Source organism: Kaistella sp. CFF1-2, from assembly GCF_059509915.1.
In genome coordinates, this window is the sequence record NZ_JCAKLF010000009.1 from 1 (window position 1) to 17,019 (window position 17,019).

Here is a 17,019-nt window from a genome sequence, read left to right on the forward strand (position 1 = left end):
TAATTTGAACGAATGTTCAAGTTCAGACCAAACGGAGCCGATGCTTTTTCAGATTGTCTAAATTAAGAAAAAAAAACAATATGAAAAGCAGCGGCGGATAAATTTTTCAACTTTTTCTATTTTATATTTAACCCCGCATTTTGCCAATACAATGTTAGCCGCAGTTTTTTTTGTATTATTTTTTCTGAAATATTAAGTGTTCGTTTTGATTTTGAAATTACTAATTGATCTCAGATTCTAAAATTTCATTTACTTCCTTCTCAATTTCTTTTTTTTCTAAAATTTTTTCATCGTATTTGGTTTCGATTTGTGTTTTTTTCCAAAAAGGAAAGAACATTAAACTTGATGTTCCAATATTTATAGATTTAGAATTTGGATATTCAATTTCAACAATTGTCTTAAAAATAGTATTACCTTTTATATAATTCGTTGTTTTGATTCTGTTTGTCAATAAATCAAATGCTTGAAATATTCCATTATCTAAATTGTTATATTCTTCGCTGAAGTGTGTATGATTTAAACCATAACCTACAACTAAATCTCCAGAAATATTTGAAATCCAAAAATTTGAATTTTTAATATTTAAAAATTCTGTTCCATCTTCATCTTTTGAATATTCAAGATCATTTCCTAATTTTTCGATTAGTAAATTTTTAATTTCTTCGAATTTTCTTTGATTGCGGTTCATTTGTAAAATTGCGGCTAACGGAAAAAGTATTGGCGAAGTGCGGGCTTTCGAAGAACTGAAAGTTCAAGAACGACTGAACGGAGCCAATATTTTTTCAATGAAACTAAATTAAGAAAAAATGTGGAATTGAAAAATATTGGCGGCTAAATATTTCAAATTTTTCAATTTTACATTTACCCCCGCATTTTGCCAATACAATGTTAGCGGAAGTGTTATTTTAAAATTTCCAGTAGAGTATATCCTAAGTTTTTGTCAAATTGATAAAGCGTATTTATATCAGTAATATTTGTTTTGTCGAAAATATCTCTTGCATAATTTCTACTGTCGGTTTGTCCCCATCCATCAGTATTAAAAAATATTGATTTAAAATTTTTTGAAATATTAATTGTAATTGGTGGCGACATAAATTCTTTTTTTGAAAGTTTTAATTTAGAATTCAGTTGATATTTAATAAGATTGAATCCACCAATAGGAAGCGTTATCGAATTCCCGTTCTCTTTATATTGCCTTTTTTTCTTTTCATTTAAATTATCACTTCCAAAAATGTAAATATTGTTTTCTTCTTCGTTTTTTCGATTTTCAATAAGTACTTGTTCATCAGAAAAGAATATGTCAAGGTAAATTTTTATTGATCTACCTAAATCTTCTTTTTTAATAAATTTGAAAGAATTCGCTCCCAAATTTTGCGATTGAAACTTGGCAATTTCATAAATATTGGAAATTGCGAATTTTTCACCCTCACAACTGATTGTCGCCAAAAATTTTTGATTTTGAATAGGTGTTTTGGAATTTAAAAATTCAAATACTTGATAATTCTTATTGTCTGAAATTGAATCTTTCAAAGTGATTATTTGAAATTCTTGTCCGTAAAAAAAATAATAAATAAAAAATAAAATCAGGGTTAAATTCTGTTTCATACGAGATTTGGTTTAACATTTCCGCTAACGGAAAAGGGCTTTGCGAGGTGCGGGCTACTGCAACCAGAAGTGGCGAGGAGAACGAAACGCTAGCAAAAACCATTTTCATTTTTTTCAAATTTACAAAAAAAAATGAAATGGTTTTTTTGCGGGTACTGCTTACTAATTTTCTAAGATTTCCTTCAACCCCGCATCTTGCAAAACCCATGTTATCTGCAGGCATTTTTTATTTCATTCTTTCAAACTCAAATGGAATTGTTAAATCTCCTCCCGAAACTGTGGCGTTAATTTTTTCTCCATTTTTCCAATATTCAATTCTTTTAGGAAAATCAATTGTGTCGTTTACGCAAACAAGTTTATCACTTTTTAATTCAGACATTTTGAATTTAGTCGGCTCTTTTTCTTCACGAGTTTTTACTATTAAATTCCATTCTCCATTTTTTTCAACAATTTTCATTTCTTCTTTTGATAAAGTGTCTTTATTTTTCAAAGTAAATCCAATTCCGTTGTATTCAGAATTGTTGATTTTTTTCCAATTTTCAAAAGTTTCTTTTCCTTTTTCTTCGTTATTCCTTTTCCATTCTCCAAGTAACCAATCAAAATTTTGAGTTTCAACTTTTGCTTCTTTTTCTACTTCGGTAGGTTTTGCTTCATTTTTTTGGTTGCAGGAAAAAAGAAAAATTCCGCTAATTGCTAAAAATAAGATTTTTTTCATAATGATTAAAATTTTGAGTTTTCGTTTAAATTTTTGTTATTATTTTGATTTTCCGTCTTTTATACGGATTTTTGGATATGCTTGCAGATAACGGAAAAAGTATTGGCGAAGTGCGGGCTAAATTGGACGAAAAGTTCAATTTCGACCCAGCGGAGCCGATGCTTTTTCAGATTGTTAAAATTAAAGAAAAAAACAATATGAAAAGCAGCGGCGGCTAAATATCACAAATCTTTCTACCTGCGATTCAACCCCGCATTTTGCCAATACTATGTTATCTGCAGTAGCAATTCATTTTATTTTTAACGGACTTATCGCAACGTTATGATTATCAAAATCCTTCACTAAGATTCCATTTTCATTCCAATAAGGATTTTTGGCTTTCAGAATTTCGATTTTTCTTTCTTCGAATTTCTTAATAATCTTTTCAAATTCATCTTTTGATTCCGGATAAAATACGATTATGTCATCTTCATCAAAAAAGTGATTTGGAATTTCAAATGATGTTGTAAACTCTAAATGCCAATCAAGATTTTTTTTGCCAATGAAAATTCCGTCATATCCATTATGATTCTCAAATCCACCAATTTTTTCAAGACCTATAATATCAACGTAAAAATTCAGAACATTTTTTAAATTTTTAGTATGTCTTGCAATTCTCAGATTCATTTTTATTTCAAATTTCTGTTGTTTTGACTCGGTTTTTATGCTATTGCAGATAACGGAAAAAGTATTTGCGAAGAGCGGGCTACTTTGCAGACAATTTCAAAGGAAAACCGACCTTGAGCAAAATGCTTTTTCAGATTTCTAAATTACTAAAAAAAGGAATATGAAAAGCATTTTGCGGATACTTTAACTGAATTCTCAAAGACAATATTCACCCCGCTTTTTGCAAATACTATGTTACCTGCAGTGTTTTCTTATTGAATATCAACAACTTTCTTAAAGAGAAATAAACTAAAATTAAATATCCTAAAATTAAGTAATATGTTTCGTTTGGGGAATATTTTAAAATCTTTTGGAAAAAATTAGAATTCCTATAGTCAAAGTCATTTTTGTCAAGGTATTCTCTTCCAATTACGCCACCACATAGTGCGATATTATTTTCATCATTATAATCAATTTTTCTGTGAACTAGATAAAGCGCATTTGTTTTTTCTGTATCAACTCCAAACATATCTTGCTTTGTTTTCTGCATTAAATTAATGAGTTTTACCAAATCACCATAAGAATTCTCATCTGAAAACTGAAATTTTATTCCTGTTTTGTCAATGTTTTCGTTTTTTATTTTCTCAATAAGTGTAAAATATTTTTTCTCAGTTTCTTCATTGAAATTTTTTGGAACATTCACAACTTCATATTTGTATCCATCAATTGGAATTACTGCATATTGAGGTGGTTTTTCTCCTTTTTTTGCTTTGTAAGGAAGTCCTAAATCAAGAACACGCAAATTCAAATTATCATAAGTCGGCTTCGCATAAATCCAAAAAATAATTGGAACGAAAATTAAACTTATCATTCCACCAACATAATATATTTTTCTATGCGTTTTCATTTAGCGTCGTTTTGGCAACATTGCAGGTAACGTTTTGCGGCTTTGCGAAGGAGCGGATTAGAAAGACTAAACTTTCAATTTTGAACTAACTTAAGCAAAACCATTTTTTCTATTTGCTAATTTACATTTTAAAAGCAAATAAAAAATGGTTTTGCGGATTAAATGCACAAACCTTGAATTAACCACTTAACCCGCTCTTTTGCAAAACCGATGTTGGCGGTAGTTTTTTTATCTTATTTTGTGTAGGATTTCTTTCAGTTTGGGTTCAATATTTAGTTCATCAAATAGTTTTTCCGATAAATTTAATGAGTTCTCAAAAGCCAAAACGATGTTTTTGGGATTTAAATCTGATGTTACTTTTTTATACTCTGAATACCAAATCGTGTCAATGTCCTTTTCGAGACTTTTAGTCGGACTTTCCCAATGTTGCGTTTTGCTTGTTCTTGCTCTTATAAGCCAAAGCAAGTATTTCTGCACATTTGATAAACTGTGATGAGCGTGAGCAAATTCTTCTCGTTTAATCAAGTTGCTTGTTGTCAGTACAACATTCAGTAATGATTGGCTTAACCACAAAATATTTTCATTTGTTATTCTTTCGGGCGATTTCGTTTTGATTTGATTAAGCGTTTTCGTTAAAAGTCCATCTTTGTCGGTTAGGTTCATTTGGTCAAAATCGCTAAATTCAACAATTCCGTCCCAAGATTTGATAATTTCAATTTCCTCCGTTTTTAAAAAATGGAATTCTCCTCTGACCATATTCTCGAAAATAGCAACTTCACTTCCATATTCGTTTGTAAAATATAAAGCCAAAGGATGAATTTGATTTACCCATTTTTCTGTCGAGAAATTTTCTTTATTTTTCAAGAAGATGTAAAATTCGATGTCAGAATATTTGTCTCCTTCGTTTTTGGTAAATGAACCATACATAAAAACGGCGGAAACATTTTCGTCTTGTTGAGCTATATATTTTGTTTTGTCAATCATTTGTAACTGTGTCATTTTTCTAATTTTTAAATGTTGATAATAGAAATTTTCACTACTTTTTGAAAGCAATGAAAAAGTTTTACGTTGTTTATTTTGGACAGTTACTTATAGCTTCATCGGATTATACTTTTTTATTTTCAACATTCTGTTTGGTAAAATTACCGCCAACGGAAAAAGTATTTGCGAAGGGCGGGCTAAATTTAACTGAAAGTTCAATTTCGACCGAACGAAGCAAATTGCTTTTTCAGATTACCAAATTACAAAAAAATGTAATATGAAAAGCAATTTGCGGCTAAATACATCGGGTTTTACTATTAAATATTCAACCCCGCCTTTTGCAAATACAATGTTACCTGCTGTGCATGTTTTTTATTCGTTTGTTTCGTTTAATGATATTGTTTATCGTTTCTTCCTTATAAGACTCATATTCCTCAATATTTTGTGGTAAAGGAGAACGTTCAAAATTGTCAAATGGAATACAAAATTTTACTTCGTAATTTTCAGTTACAAAATCTTGAAGTAAAAAGAAGTTTATGTAATTTTCAAAGTTTTCGAAAAGTTTGAAAAAATCCTCATAACGACTAATAGCATTATAAAGTGGACTTTGTTCGTTCAAGTAAAACAATCTAATACATTCGAGCGTTAAGTCAAATCTATCGCTTATTTTTCGGTTTACACCTCTAGCTTAATTAATAGTAAAACCATTTTTCTTATGTGCAGGAAAAACAATATGTCCTCCAATTGTTCTTACAATATGTTTAAATTCTTCTTTTTGCTGTTCAGTTAACCAATCATCAAATCGACCTTTGTATTTTCCAACAAAATGAGGACACATTCTATCGCTTGATAAATTGTCGTAAATATTGTTTTTTAATAGAATTCTACCATATTTTCCACCAAGTGACAATGTCTCAAGTTTGAAAGCTTTTTCATTTGGTAAATTTTTCGACCATAAATATTTATGGATTTCATAAAGTTTTGGACTATCAGAATCTGGATCGCCACAAAGACTATCTTGTCTAAAATCAAAATTTATATCGATTTCAATCATTTGAGGTTTCAGTATTATGCGCAATTTTTGGATGCATTGCAGGTAACGGAAAGGGGCTTTGCGAGGTGCGGGCTACTGCAACCGTAAGTGGAGAGGAGGACGAAACTCTAGCAAAAACTTTTTCCATTTTTTAAAATTACGAAAAAACTAAAAAATGGAAAAGTTTTTTGCGGGTACTTTCTAGAAATTCTCTGAGATTTCCTTCAACCCCGCATCTTGCAAAACCCATGTTACCTGCAGTGCTTTTTTTGTTTTTTTTATTCATTTTTCTTTGTTATTCAGCATAATTTCCTTCTTCAACTATATATCCTTGTAATGTTGAATCACTATTATAAATTAATTTCAGATTTATGAAACCATTTGGGTCAATCATTCCTTGTTTTTCTTCTATTTCATAAATATCATAGCCATTACTGTCTTGCTTTGAAGGTTTTCCAATCAGTTTTATTACTTCACTTCTTTTAGTTCCTTTTTCATTTGAATTATGTGGGAATTTTAATTTTTCAGTAAGTAAATCATCAAGCATTTTTTTTCTGTAATTTTTTCCATAAAGTCCGTTTTCAACTGGTTTCCATTTTGAAGATTCAAATTTTTCATTGCAACTAAAAAGTAAGAATGTTGATAAAATTGCTAATATTTGTTTTAAGTGTTTGGTTTTCATAGCATTGCAGGTAACGGAAAAAGTATTTGCGAAGGGCGGGCTAAATTTAACTGTAAGTTCAATTTCGACCGAACTAAGCAAATTGCTTTTTCAGATTGTTAAATTACAAAAAAATACAATATGAAAAGCAAGTTGCGACTAAATGCATCGGGTTTTTCTATTATATATTCAACCCCGCCTTTTGCAAATACAATGTTATCTGCAGTGCGAATTATGGTTGAATCTTAATTTCAACTTTATCCGTTTGATTATAACCTATTATTGAATTTTTCTTTTTATCATATTTCGTTAATACGAAATTTCCAATTTCATACAGAATTTCGACTTTTCCATTTTCAATATTAAAATCAATTAAATATGATTTTACTTCATTATTTTTAACACTCAATTTCTGCAAAAGAATGTTATTCCCAGATTTAAATTCAAAGTCTGTAATATAGCAATCATTTAATTCCGTAATTCTCTTTTTATCTATTGTTTTAAAAATTAAAAATTCATCGTCGTATTCTGCAAGATTCCAAAAGAATTCATATAAAGGTTCGTTTTCTTTAGATTCATCAACAGGATCATAATATTCTTTTATCAAATGAAAATTTTCATCACTAAACAAAATATTTTCGGTTTTTAAATGTTGAGTTGGTTTTATTCCAAGAATATTTGTTTTAATTTTATCATAAATCCACATAATTGGAATTACAATAAGCAACATAATTAATGCAAATGGAATAAGGACAAAAGGAGCAAAAAAATTTAAGACTGTATTGAAAAAATTTCTTTCGGGAATTTTGTAAGTTAGAATTTTGATGATTTTCATAAACGGAATGTTTGAAATCGGTGGATTCAAACATTTAACGCAACGGTTAGATTGGATAAAATTAGAATAAATTTTTTATATCATGAATAAAATATGGATAACTTTTTCAGCCTTTTGGGGCAAAAAGTTACCCACATTTTATTTTCTTCGACAACGGCGTTGGTTTTCATTGTAATTGATTTAGAATGAACTGGTTAAATACATCTTTTGGTGTCTGGTAGTCCAAAACTTTTCTTGGCCGCTCATTGAGTTCGTTTTGCACCTGTTTAATTTTTTTGCTGGTTATTTTATTGAAGTCCGTTCCTTTTGGGAAGTAGTCCCGCACCAGGCCGTTGGAGTTTTCATTGGTAGGTCTTTCCCAGGGCGAGTAGGGATGGGTAAAGTAGACCTTTATCTTGGTGTTTTTGGTGAAGAGTTTATGTTCGCTCATTTCTGTTCCATTGTCGTAGGTAAGGGTTTTACGCATGGTTTTGGGGATTTTCAGGAGTTCTTTTTCAAAGGCTTTTCTCACCGTGGCTGCGTTCTTGTTTTTTAGGGGAACAATAATGATGGCCCTGGTGGATCTTTCAACAAGTGTCCCGATGCATGATTTGTGGTCCTTGCCGATGATAAGGTCGCCTTCCCAGTGTCCGGGGATTTCCCTTCCAAGGACTTCCCGGGGTCTTTCGTCGATGGAGACGCGGTCCTTAATTTTGGGTTCCAGGACGGCCCTTGTTTTAAAGTTTCCCCGGGATTTTCTTTCCTGCCGGAGCTGGGCAATGAGTTCTTTTTTAAGTTCGCTCTTACAGTGTAGATAGATGTAGAGGTAAATGGCTTCGTGGGAGATGTTCATGGCTTTGTCATTGGGGTAAAGTCTTTTCAAAGTAACGGATATTTGATCGGGCGACCAGCGCAGGGCGAGCTTTTGGTGGATAAATTCCTTAAGTTTTGGATTGGAGGAGATTTTTGTTTTCCCGTCCTTCCTGTACATCGACCTGCAGAATGCTTTTCTGTTGGCGTGGTCTGCCTTGTAGGAACAGTGTGCATAGCGGTTGGTTTTTAGTTCTCTGGCGATGGTGGATTTAGCCCTGTTTAATTTTTTGGCAATTTTCGAGACGGAGTATTTAAGATTTTTGAATTCTTCAATTTTTACCCTCTCGGCAAAGGTTAGTCTGTGGTATTTTTTCATGGCGACAAACGTAAAATAAATAAGTTAATTTCTTTAACATTTGTTGCGTTAGATTATTGAACCGGCGATCGGATTGCAGATAACGGAAAAAGTATTTGCGAAGGGCGGGCTAAATTTAACTGAAAGTTCAATTTCGACCAACCGGAGCAGATGCTTTTTCAGATTGTCTAAATTAATAAAAAAAACAATATGAAAAGCAGCTGCGGCTAAATGTAACGACACTTCATATTATAAATTCAACCCCGCCTTTTGCAAATACAATGTTATGTGCAGTTTTTTATTAATTCAAATTTTGTATTTTCAGTTATAACTATTGTGTCTCCACCAATAAAATTTAAACCACCTCTTATTTCTCCATTATTATATTTCAGAACAATCGGATCAATAAATGTGTATGATATCGAATTGTAATTATCTTTATATAAACCATCTTTACTTATTGGATAATTTTTAAACATTTCAGTATTATATAATGGTTCCATAGCTTTTATTAAAGCCTTTTCTGCATCAAGAAAGACTTTTTCTTGATCTGGATAATTCGTACCTAGAAAACTATCTACCATATCATTAACATTAGACATTGAATTAAATGATTGTATCTGTAAATTATCTTGAAATTCAAATGGTAATATTACTATTTCATTCGCAGGAAGTTGTTTATCAGTTACAGGTGCTTGTAAAGAAAGTATGTCTTGAAATGTTGAATGTCCAGTTAATCTTTTTAGTATGCTTTGTTTAGTCGCTTTTCCTACATAATGCACATTAAAAATTAAATATGATTTCCAGTCACCAACTATATTACAATTTATCAAACCTTTCCACCAATTTTGTAATAGCTTTTCAGGTGAAAACCAAACAATAAATTCTTTTTTACCATTCTTAAGATTTACTAATGAAAAACCATGGATATTATTAAAAGGATAATTCTCTTTTAAAGAGTCATTAAGATAATTAATAGCAATTTCTACACTATTTTCTCCAATTAATCCAAATATTTCTTGGTCAAACGGTAATTCGCATTTTAAAACATTCGGATTTCCTTGTTGATGAATTTCAAAATTTAATTTAAATTCTTTGTAATCTGGAAACAAATTTTCAAAAGTTATAGCAGGGCGTTGAGCAATAACATACAAACTAGACTTTTCTAAAGCTTTTTCAATTAATTTATCGTTTTTAACAACAGCAAATTCATAAGCAGTTAAAGGAGAATAAGCTAATTCTAATTGATTTAAAAGTATTTTTTTATCCATTTGATTGGGAAAAATTGCACATAACGGGAAAGGGCTTTGCGAGGTGCGGGCTACTGCAACCGAGATTTCAAGAGGTGACCGAACTTTAGCAAAAACTTTTTCCATTTTTTAAAATTACGAAAAAACTAAAAAATGGAAAAGTTTTTTGCGGGTACTTTCTAGAATTTCTCTGAGATTTCCTTCAACCCCGCATCTTGCAAAACCCATGTTATCTGCTGTTGTTTTTTGATTTTTTTTTTATTTTAAGTAGAGTGTATAGAAATAGTTCATTATGTGATATAAAATAGTTCCTAATATAACACCCAAAATAATAAGCAAGTAAAAATTAAAAGTCTTTTTTTTGTTTTCCATTTTTTTATATATATTTTGTAATTAAATCAATCGATAATCCTAAAATTGCTATTGTTAAAAAAAAAGCAATCATTCCTAAAATATAAGCTATTAAAGCTTTGAAATAATTTTTTACTTTTTTTGTTTTGTCAAAAAAGTCGGCAATTCCAAATGTCGCATAAAAAAGTGCAATAATTCCCCCAATTTGAAATATATCAATATGGAATAGTCCCTGCAAAATTGCAAAAACAGAATAAATTAGCATTTCAATCCCCATTATAAAGCACAACAAAATAATTATTTCATAAATATTATAATTGGATTTTCTAAAAAATAATTTCACAAAGAAAGCAATGAAAATTCCCATTATAATATTTGCATAACCATAATGTTCCTGAACCCATTTCATCATTTTTCCCACTGTTGAATTTTCAAGTCCTTTTTGTTGCACATATTGTTCCTCAATATGGAAATAATGATTTATAATGGTATAGATTAAAGAGGTTACAATGATAAAAATTATTGGTTTTACAAGTCTATTTCTATTTTCCGTAAAAAACTCTCTTACATTTTTCCCTGGACGGATTATTAATTGCTTAATTGTATAGAAAATTCCTTTGTCAAAGTGTAAAACGTGTTCAATTTCGTGTTTAATATAATTTGCATCAATTCTTTTCAATTCTGATGGTTGTCCACAATTAGAACAATATTTTCCATTTAATTCAGAATTGCAATTTTTACATTTACTCATTTATATTTCAGTTTGTTATGCGGTTTTTGTTTACAATAGCAGATAACGGAAAAAGTATTGGCGAAGGACGGGCTACCTTGCAGACAATTTCAAAGGAAAACCGAACCTGAGCAAAATGCTTTTTCAGATTTCTAAATTACTAAAAAAAGAAATATGAAAAGCATTTTTGCGGATATTGTTAACTGAATTCTCAAAGACAATATTCACCCCGTCTTTTGCCAATACACTGTTATCTGCCGTATTTCTTTTTATTGTTTTAGATATTCAAGAATTTTTTCAGTTAAATATTTTCTTTCATCTGGATTTGCATCATTGTCCATATTGCTGTGATTAATATTTGTGAATTCAACAACAATTCCATACTTTTTCTTCTCATCTTCATTCGGTAAAACATTTTCGTCAGCAGGATAGTCTTTAGAGCGCAATGTATAAATTTTAGGCTTTGAAATTCGTGGTAATTCCATTCTTCTGTTATCCATTGAAATTATTTTGTTAACAAGGTTCGGATATTTATGCGCAAAAAGAACAGTCATATCTCCACCATTTGAATGTCCAATGAAAGCGAGTTTTCCATAGTTCAAATTTGGAAAATCAGTTTTTAACTTATTCAATGTGAAGTAAATATTTTGCACTCCTCTTTCCCAATTTGGTCTCCTTGTTTCTTGAGGTTTACCTGTCATTGGTAAAAGTTCATCTGTTTTTAATTCGTGTTGGACACTTACAACAAAATAACCTTTTGAAGCCAAAAATTCCGTCAAATATGTATATGCATTCAAATAATCGCTTCCGTTGTTTTCGCCATAACCGTGGCTAAATATAATTGGAATTTTGTTTGCAATTTTAATATTTTTAGGTTGATAAATTGCAATCGGAATTTTTCGGTTTCTTGATTGATCAAGATATGTTAAAGTATCAAGTTTATAATTTTCATTATTAGTTTCTGCGATTTTTGTTTTAACAGAACATTGAATAAATAGAAAAAGGAAAATTAAAATTGTGGGAAACTTCATTCTGTAACGGGTTTTTTATAATATGGTAGATAACGGAAAAAGTATTGGCGAAGGACGGGCTACTTTGCAGACAATTCCAAAGGAAAACCGAACCTGAGCAAAATGCTTTTTCAGATTTCTAAATTACTAAAAAAAGAAATATGAAAAGCATTTTGCGGATAATGTTAACTGAATTCTCAAAGACAATATTCACCCCGTCTTTTGCCAATACACTGTTATCTGCTGTTTCTTTTTGCAGTTTTCTTAATTTTTGAGTTTTTAGCGCGGACTTTTAGCGCATTTTTTGTCCTTTTTTCAATCATTTTAGCATTTTTAATGTTCCATTCGCTTCTCGTAATCCATTTCAAATTATCAGCACGATTATTCAGAGGATTTCCGTCAATGTGTTCCAATAAAATTTGGTCTTCGCTCGGTTCGGGAAGAAAATTTTCAGCAACTAATTTATTCAGGCTGAAATATTTAACGGTTGTATTTTTATTTTCAGTTTTTGAGAAAGCAACTTGCGCTGTAAATCCACCAACCAAAGAAGGCTTCAAAAATTTTGTTTCTTTTTGTTTCTCAACGCCGTTTTTGTCCACATATTTTTTTCCAATTCGCCTTACATTCCCGAAGTTGGAAATTTCGTAATTAAATTCTTTATGTTTTTTCCAAATTTCCATTAAAATTCTCTCAAGTCTTATTGATACGCTGTTTTAGTGAAATAGCAGATAACGGAAAAAGTATTTGCGAAGGGCGGGCTAAATTTAACTGAAAGTTCAATTTCGACCGAACGAAGCAAATTGCTTTTTCAGATTACTAATCGACAAAAAATTGTAATATGAAAAGCAAGTTGCGACTAAATGCATCGGGTTTTTCTATTATATATTCAACCCCGCCTTTTGCAAATACAATGTTATGTGCAGTGCTTTTTAATTTATAGTATTTGAGGTCATTTCTTTTTCTTTCAAAAAATAATCGTAAATGATTTTAATAAGACCAAAAAACACTACTACTTCGACTAGCATTCCCACAACAAAGCCAATTTTGTAGGCAGTTGAATTTGCTACGTCGTTTAATTCCATAATCTGATTAAAATTTATTAATTCCCAAATAGTTTTTCCGCCTTTTATCAAAAGAACAAAACAAGCAACATATAAAAATACTTTTTTTAAATCCATTTTTTATTTTTTTTGAAGGTTATTTTATTTTAAGTTTAGTTTAATTTAATTTCTGGTTTCTCAAAGTTGAATATATTAACAGCAATAAGAAAAAAGGAAGATTTCTCATTTAATTTCAATCTTATTTTTCCATTCATTTTTCAGATATTTTTTTGCAAGATAATGAAAATTTTCTCTCTATGACGCTATTTTGATAGCATTGCACATAACGGAAAGGGGCTTTGCGAGGTGCGGGCTACTTCAACCGAGATTTCAAGAGGTGACCGAACGCTAGCAAAAACTTTTTCCATTTTTTAAAATTACGAAAAAACAAAAAAATGGAAAAGTTTTTTGCGGGTATTTTCTGAAAATTCTCTGAGATTTCCTTCAACCCCGCATCTTGCAAAACCCATGTTATCGGCAGTCTCTTGTTAACTTCCAATTGTTGGAATATTTATTTCTTTTGTTTTTTCTAACTCTTTTTGTAGTTCTCTTTGCTTTAATTTAATGTTTTCAGAATTGACCTTATTTTCCCAAGTAAAAAAGAGCATAGAAATGTTTTTATAGTAACCTTCATGAAATCCTTTAGCAATAATTGGTAAAATGACTTTTACAATTTCACAATAGCCTCTCCCCGCTGTTATAAAACCAACTTTCTCACTTGCAACACCCGAAGCAAAAAACATTGAAAAACCTTCTAGCTTATTTAAAAGGTCATTCAAAATTTCTGAATTTTTGAGTGCGTTTTCATCATTCTCATCAATTTTTTTGCCATCTTTCAGTTTTATTTTTAAGGAATTATTTTCAATATTTATATTGAATTTATTTATAAAATCTGATTTATTATTTTCTAATTCTTTATAAAATTTTTTTGCGAGTGGAATTATTTCTTCTGCAAAATACCTACATTGTTCGCCGGCTAATCTAAAAGAGTCGCGAACAGATTGTGTTTTTATGCTGTCCTTTACTGCTTTAGTATTTTCTTTGGATAGTTTTATCTGTTCTAATCCTTTGTATGCAAAAAACAATAGTAAAGGTCCTGCGGTTAAGAAGTAAATAATTTCTAAAATTTGTTTTGTTAGTTCCATTCTATGGTATGTTGTTTTTTTTTGAGATTGCCGATAACGGGAAACGGCTTTGCGAAGGAGCGGAAAAGGAAGCACAAAAGTTCAGTTTAGCACTACCGTAGCATAAGCCATTTTCTATTTGCTAAATTACAAAAAAAGAAAATAAAAATGGCTTATGCGGTGATAGAATTACTGTCGTTGAATTTTGCACTTAACCCGCTCTTTTGCAAAACCGATGTTAGCGGTTCGTTGTTTTTTGTTTTATAGCATTTCTACTATTTGAATGTTGTTTCCGCAAGTATCATTGAAAACAGCAATTTTTACTGTTCCCATTTCCGTCGGTTTTACGCTAAATTCAACACCTAAATTCACAAGTCTTTCGTAGTCTTGTTGAACATTGTCAGAATTGAATTGTGTGTAAGGAATACCTGCGTCAAAAAGAGCCTTTTGATAAATTTTGGTTGGTTCAAAATGATTAGGTGCAGGTTCTAATAAAATTTCAACTCCGTCTTGGTCATCTTTACTCACAACAGTCAGCCATCTGCTGTGCTCGCTTAATGGTACGTCCACTTTTTTCAAAAATCCTAACTTATCAGTATAAAACTGTAATGCTTTTTCTTGGTCTTGAACCGGAATGCTTGTTACTTTTACTTTCATTTTTTTCTTTTTTAAAGTTGATACTGCAAAATTCTAAAAAGAAAATTAGTCGAACTTTGTAAAAGTTGCTCTTTTTTGAAATTCGGTAGGTGTTTGTCCAACACGAGATTTAAACAAAGTGCTGAATGAACTTGGGCAGTCAAACCCGACTTCAAAACAAGTTTCAGTTATGTTTGTTCCTTTTTTTAGCAATATTTTCGCCTTTTCAATGCGTTTGTCAGTAATATATTGTTTGGGTGTTTGTCCATAATATTTTTTGAACAGTCTAAGCAAATGGAATTTTGAAGTAAAGCGAACATTTGAAAGAAACTCCAAATTTAATTCTTTATCAAAGTGGTTGTTTATGAAATGTCGTGTTCCAATTACAGTGTCAAGTTGTCCTTTGTTAGGATAACAGTCATTCATTACCTTGCTAACTTGTCTAAAATAATATGTCATATTTCTTGCTTATTCGTGTCGTTCGATACAATGACCGCTAACGGAAAAAGTATTTTTGTTGTGCGGGCTTTCTATGACTGAGTTTTCAGCTGGTTCCAACCTTAGCAAAAATGCTTTTTTCTTTTGCTAAAATACAAAACTTAGGAAAAGAAAAAGCATTTTTTGCGGAATTATTTTGACAAATGTTTATATTTTGTATTCAACCCCGCATAACATAAATACTATGTTAGCTGTAGTAATTTTTTCATTCCACTTGAAGTTATTATAATTCCAACTCCAAATAAAATCCAATAAATTAAATTAAAATTATATCCAATCAGCCAATTGTCATAAGATGCTCCAAAGTTGTTTGTAATAACAATAATTAAGTTTATAATGAAATGAAGCATTATACAATAACCAATTTTTTTTGTTTTTAAATATATTATCCCAAGTACAATTCCACTGATGAAAGTTGGTATTAAATTATTTGGCGTCTCAATATGCATTATTGAAAAACAAATACTTGAAGCAATTATCGCTAAAATAGGTTTATAACTTTTTGATAATTTATTTAATAAAAATTTTCTGTAAAATAGTTCTTCGATTATTGGCGAAACTAATAAAGTAGAAATCAGATTGTAAATTAAAGAAATATTATTCTTAGAAGTAACCGAATATGCATTTGTAGAAATTCCTTGATAATATTCCAATATCTTAGTGAAATCCCAAAATGGCTTATTTATAAGAAACAAACCAATTCCAATTAGAGGTAGATACAAATATATTTGAGGATTGTAATACTTAACTTTAAGAGCTTTTTTTAAATCAAACTTTGGTTTCCAAAAGAAAAAGTAAATCAGTAAAAATGATCCAATAACAGACACAATTTTAGTTATTCCAAATATATGAGTAAAGTCATCTGGTTTTCCAAACAGATACTTAATTGGAAGAAGTATTGCAATTTGAATTATTGCCCAAAATAAAAACGCTAAAACTGTATATAAAAATGCTTTAATTATACTCATTAACTTTATTGGGAACGATTCGGTTATTATTACAGCTAACGTCCGGCGGCTTTGCGAAGTGCGGGAAATTGAATGACAAAATTCTCAATTATCACGAAGATTAGCAAAACCACTTTTGTTTTGACGAATTTACAAAATTTGTTAAAACAAAATGGATTTTGCGGAATATTTTGAAAAAACGTGTAAGTTATATTCTCAGCCCGCATTTTGCAAAACCGATGTTATATGAAGGCGCGACACAGCTTATTTGTAAATATGCAGAATCATTTCTTTACTATTTATTTTGTATTTTTCTTGATTGTACGTAGATGTGTTTTTACGAAAGATTTAATCTAAATCGTTGTTTTATAATCAATATTGAAAAAAGATTTTCAAGTTCTACTGCAGCAAAAAAATATGCAAAAGGCTGTAGAAATTACTGTTATTTCTTAGAATATTTTGTCGTGAAAATTATTCCTTATAGTTCTAATAGTTTGTTGAAAAGGAAAAACACTCCCAATTTATAAAATTGAACAGAAAAAAATATGCAAGAAGCTCTAAAAATATTCTCACTTCTTAGAATATTTTGTCGTGAAAATTATTCCTTATAGTTCTAATAGTTTGTTGAAAAGGAAAAATATAGTCAATTCCTATCCTTAAATCATTTGATTTGAAAACTTATTTTGATTACCGAATTAAGGGGCAGTTTTCAAGTTGAAAATAGAGTAGGATTAACCAAAATCAGAAGGTCGAAACTAAAAAAATCTACCTTTTTGATAATTTAATAATCTTGTTAAAAAGCCGAGCTTTCAATTGTACACGAAATCTCTTGGAGCGCTTTCAT

19 protein-coding genes and 1 pseudogene are annotated in these 17,019 nt (G+C 30.3%); 1 reads left to right on the plus strand and 19 read right to left on the minus strand.

Going from position 1 to position 17,019, the window contains the following annotated elements:
• Window positions 1-220 precede the first annotated feature (220 nt).
• The 3 genes from AC5XHR_RS13330 to AC5XHR_RS13340 all read right to left on the minus strand — a co-directional run bounded on the left by AC5XHR_RS13330 (window position 221) and on the right by AC5XHR_RS13340 (window position 2,320).
• Window positions 221-688 (minus strand): hypothetical protein, encoded by a 468-nt coding sequence (locus AC5XHR_RS13330; protein WP_495951284.1) that lies wholly within the window; start codon window positions 686-688, stop codon window positions 221-223.
• Window positions 689-900: 212 nt separating this feature from the next.
• Window positions 901-1,605, minus strand: coding sequence for a hypothetical protein (locus AC5XHR_RS13335; protein WP_495951285.1), 705 nt, complete (start codon window positions 1,603-1,605; stop codon window positions 901-903).
• A 226-nt stretch (window positions 1,606-1,831) separates the two neighbouring features.
• Window positions 1,832-2,320 carry a DUF6265 family protein gene (locus tag AC5XHR_RS13340; RefSeq protein ID WP_495951286.1) on the minus strand — a complete coding sequence of 163 codons (489 nt, stop codon included), beginning with the start codon at window positions 2,318-2,320 and terminating at the stop codon, window positions 1,832-1,834.
• Between the two features lie 77 nt (window positions 2,321-2,397).
• Between AC5XHR_RS13340 and AC5XHR_RS13345 the strand changes: the two genes are divergently transcribed.
• Window positions 2,398-2,538 carry a hypothetical protein gene (locus AC5XHR_RS13345; protein WP_495951287.1) on the plus strand — a complete coding sequence of 47 codons (141 nt, stop codon included), beginning with the start codon at window positions 2,398-2,400 and terminating at the stop codon, window positions 2,536-2,538.
• A gap of 70 nt (window positions 2,539-2,608) precedes the next feature.
• Here AC5XHR_RS13345 and AC5XHR_RS13350 read toward each other — a convergent pair whose 3' ends face one another.
• From AC5XHR_RS13350 to AC5XHR_RS13425, 16 genes and pseudogenes are all read right to left on the minus strand, one after another.
• Complete coding sequence (locus AC5XHR_RS13350) at window positions 2,609-2,986, minus strand: VOC family protein (RefSeq protein WP_055041222.1); 378 nt, start codon at window positions 2,984-2,986, stop codon at window positions 2,609-2,611.
• Window positions 2,987-3,215: 229 nt separating this feature from the next.
• A complete protein-coding gene (locus AC5XHR_RS13355; protein ID WP_495951288.1) occupies window positions 3,216-3,872 on the minus strand; it encodes a hypothetical protein in 657 nt (218 codons plus the stop codon).
• 228 nt (window positions 3,873-4,100) lie between these two features.
• Window positions 4,101-4,871 (minus strand): lincosamide nucleotidyltransferase Lnu(H), encoded by a 771-nt coding sequence (lnu(H), locus tag AC5XHR_RS13360; RefSeq protein ID WP_064964663.1) that lies wholly within the window; start codon window positions 4,869-4,871, stop codon window positions 4,101-4,103.
• A 334-nt stretch (window positions 4,872-5,205) separates the two neighbouring features.
• Window positions 5,206-5,907, minus strand: a pseudogene (locus AC5XHR_RS13365) (DUF6994 family protein).
• A 274-nt stretch (window positions 5,908-6,181) separates the two neighbouring features.
• Entirely contained in the window at window positions 6,182-6,568 is a 387-nt protein-coding gene (locus tag AC5XHR_RS13370; RefSeq protein ID WP_495951289.1) for a hypothetical protein, read from the minus strand.
• A 211-nt stretch (window positions 6,569-6,779) separates the two neighbouring features.
• Window positions 6,780-7,382: a hypothetical protein gene (locus AC5XHR_RS13375; protein ID WP_495951290.1), complete on the minus strand. Its 603-nt coding sequence runs from the start codon at window positions 7,380-7,382 to the stop codon at window positions 6,780-6,782.
• Between the two features lie 166 nt (window positions 7,383-7,548).
• Entirely contained in the window at window positions 7,549-8,550 is a 1,002-nt protein-coding gene (locus AC5XHR_RS13380) for an IS30 family transposase (protein ID WP_495951291.1), read from the minus strand.
• Window positions 8,551-8,813: 263 nt separating this feature from the next.
• On the minus strand, window positions 8,814-9,905 hold the full coding sequence (locus tag AC5XHR_RS13385; protein ID WP_495951292.1) for a hypothetical protein: 1,092 nt from the start codon (window positions 9,903-9,905) through the stop codon (window positions 8,814-8,816).
• 250 nt (window positions 9,906-10,155) lie between these two features.
• Window positions 10,156-10,881, minus strand: coding sequence for a DUF3667 domain-containing protein (locus tag AC5XHR_RS13390; RefSeq protein WP_495951293.1), 726 nt, complete (start codon window positions 10,879-10,881; stop codon window positions 10,156-10,158).
• Between the two features lie 248 nt (window positions 10,882-11,129).
• Window positions 11,130-11,891: an alpha/beta hydrolase gene (locus AC5XHR_RS13395; protein WP_495951294.1), complete on the minus strand. Its 762-nt coding sequence runs from the start codon at window positions 11,889-11,891 to the stop codon at window positions 11,130-11,132.
• 215 nt (window positions 11,892-12,106) lie between these two features.
• Window positions 12,107-12,550, minus strand: coding sequence for an HNH endonuclease (locus AC5XHR_RS13400; RefSeq protein WP_069148679.1), 444 nt, complete (start codon window positions 12,548-12,550; stop codon window positions 12,107-12,109).
• A gap of 249 nt (window positions 12,551-12,799) precedes the next feature.
• Window positions 12,800-13,048, minus strand: coding sequence for a hypothetical protein (locus AC5XHR_RS13405; protein WP_165134123.1), 249 nt, complete (start codon window positions 13,046-13,048; stop codon window positions 12,800-12,802).
• A gap of 410 nt (window positions 13,049-13,458) precedes the next feature.
• The gene (locus tag AC5XHR_RS13410) at window positions 13,459-14,115 is read right to left on the minus strand and encodes a hypothetical protein (protein ID WP_495951295.1); all 657 of its coding nucleotides are present in this window, start codon (window positions 14,113-14,115) and stop codon (window positions 13,459-13,461) included.
• Window positions 14,116-14,355: 240 nt separating this feature from the next.
• Complete coding sequence (locus tag AC5XHR_RS13415; protein WP_495951296.1) at window positions 14,356-14,751, minus strand: VOC family protein; 396 nt, start codon at window positions 14,749-14,751, stop codon at window positions 14,356-14,358.
• 45 nt (window positions 14,752-14,796) lie between these two features.
• A complete protein-coding gene (locus AC5XHR_RS13420) occupies window positions 14,797-15,189 on the minus strand; it encodes a helix-turn-helix domain-containing protein (protein ID WP_495951297.1) in 393 nt (130 codons plus the stop codon).
• 221 nt (window positions 15,190-15,410) lie between these two features.
• A complete protein-coding gene (locus tag AC5XHR_RS13425) occupies window positions 15,411-16,196 on the minus strand; it encodes a CPBP family intramembrane glutamic endopeptidase (protein ID WP_495951298.1) in 786 nt (261 codons plus the stop codon).
• Window positions 16,197-17,019 lie beyond the last annotated feature (823 nt).

Coding starts and splice junctions, on each gene's coding strand:
- AC5XHR_RS13330 (WP_495951284.1), bottom strand. CDS start 688: ATGAACCGCAATCAAAGAAAATTCGAAGAAATTAAAAATTTACTAATC.
- AC5XHR_RS13335 (WP_495951285.1), bottom strand. CDS start 1,605: ATGAAACAGAATTTAACCCTGATTTTATTTTTTATTTATTATTTTTTT.
- AC5XHR_RS13340 (WP_495951286.1), bottom strand. CDS start 2,320: ATGAAAAAAATCTTATTTTTAGCAATTAGCGGAATTTTTCTTTTTTCC.
- AC5XHR_RS13345 (WP_495951287.1), top strand. CDS start 2,398: ATGCTTGCAGATAACGGAAAAAGTATTGGCGAAGTGCGGGCTAAATTG.
- AC5XHR_RS13350 (WP_055041222.1), bottom strand. CDS start 2,986: ATGAATCTGAGAATTGCAAGACATACTAAAAATTTAAAAAATGTTCTG.
- AC5XHR_RS13355 (WP_495951288.1), bottom strand. CDS start 3,872: ATGAAAACGCATAGAAAAATATATTATGTTGGTGGAATGATAAGTTTA.
- AC5XHR_RS13370 (WP_495951289.1), bottom strand. CDS start 6,568: ATGAAAACCAAACACTTAAAACAAATATTAGCAATTTTATCAACATTC.
- AC5XHR_RS13375 (WP_495951290.1), bottom strand. CDS start 7,382: ATGAAAATCATCAAAATTCTAACTTACAAAATTCCCGAAAGAAATTTT.
- AC5XHR_RS13380 (WP_495951291.1), bottom strand. CDS start 8,550: ATGAAAAAATACCACAGACTAACCTTTGCCGAGAGGGTAAAAATTGAA.
- AC5XHR_RS13385 (WP_495951292.1), bottom strand. CDS start 9,905: ATGGAAAAAGTTTTTGCTAAAGTTCGGTCACCTCTTGAAATCTCGGTT.
- AC5XHR_RS13390 (WP_495951293.1), bottom strand. CDS start 10,881: ATGAGTAAATGTAAAAATTGCAATTCTGAATTAAATGGAAAATATTGT.
- AC5XHR_RS13395 (WP_495951294.1), bottom strand. CDS start 11,891: ATGAAGTTTCCCACAATTTTAATTTTCCTTTTTCTATTTATTCAATGT.
- AC5XHR_RS13400 (WP_069148679.1), bottom strand. CDS start 12,550: ATGGAAATTTGGAAAAAACATAAAGAATTTAATTACGAAATTTCCAAC.
- AC5XHR_RS13405 (WP_165134123.1), bottom strand. CDS start 13,048: ATGGATTTAAAAAAAGTATTTTTATATGTTGCTTGTTTTGTTCTTTTG.
- AC5XHR_RS13410 (WP_495951295.1), bottom strand. CDS start 14,115: ATGGAACTAACAAAACAAATTTTAGAAATTATTTACTTCTTAACCGCA.
- AC5XHR_RS13415 (WP_495951296.1), bottom strand. CDS start 14,751: ATGAAAGTAAAAGTAACAAGCATTCCGGTTCAAGACCAAGAAAAAGCA.
- AC5XHR_RS13420 (WP_495951297.1), bottom strand. CDS start 15,189: ATGACATATTATTTTAGACAAGTTAGCAAGGTAATGAATGACTGTTAT.
- AC5XHR_RS13425 (WP_495951298.1), bottom strand. CDS start 16,196: ATGAGTATAATTAAAGCATTTTTATATACAGTTTTAGCGTTTTTATTT.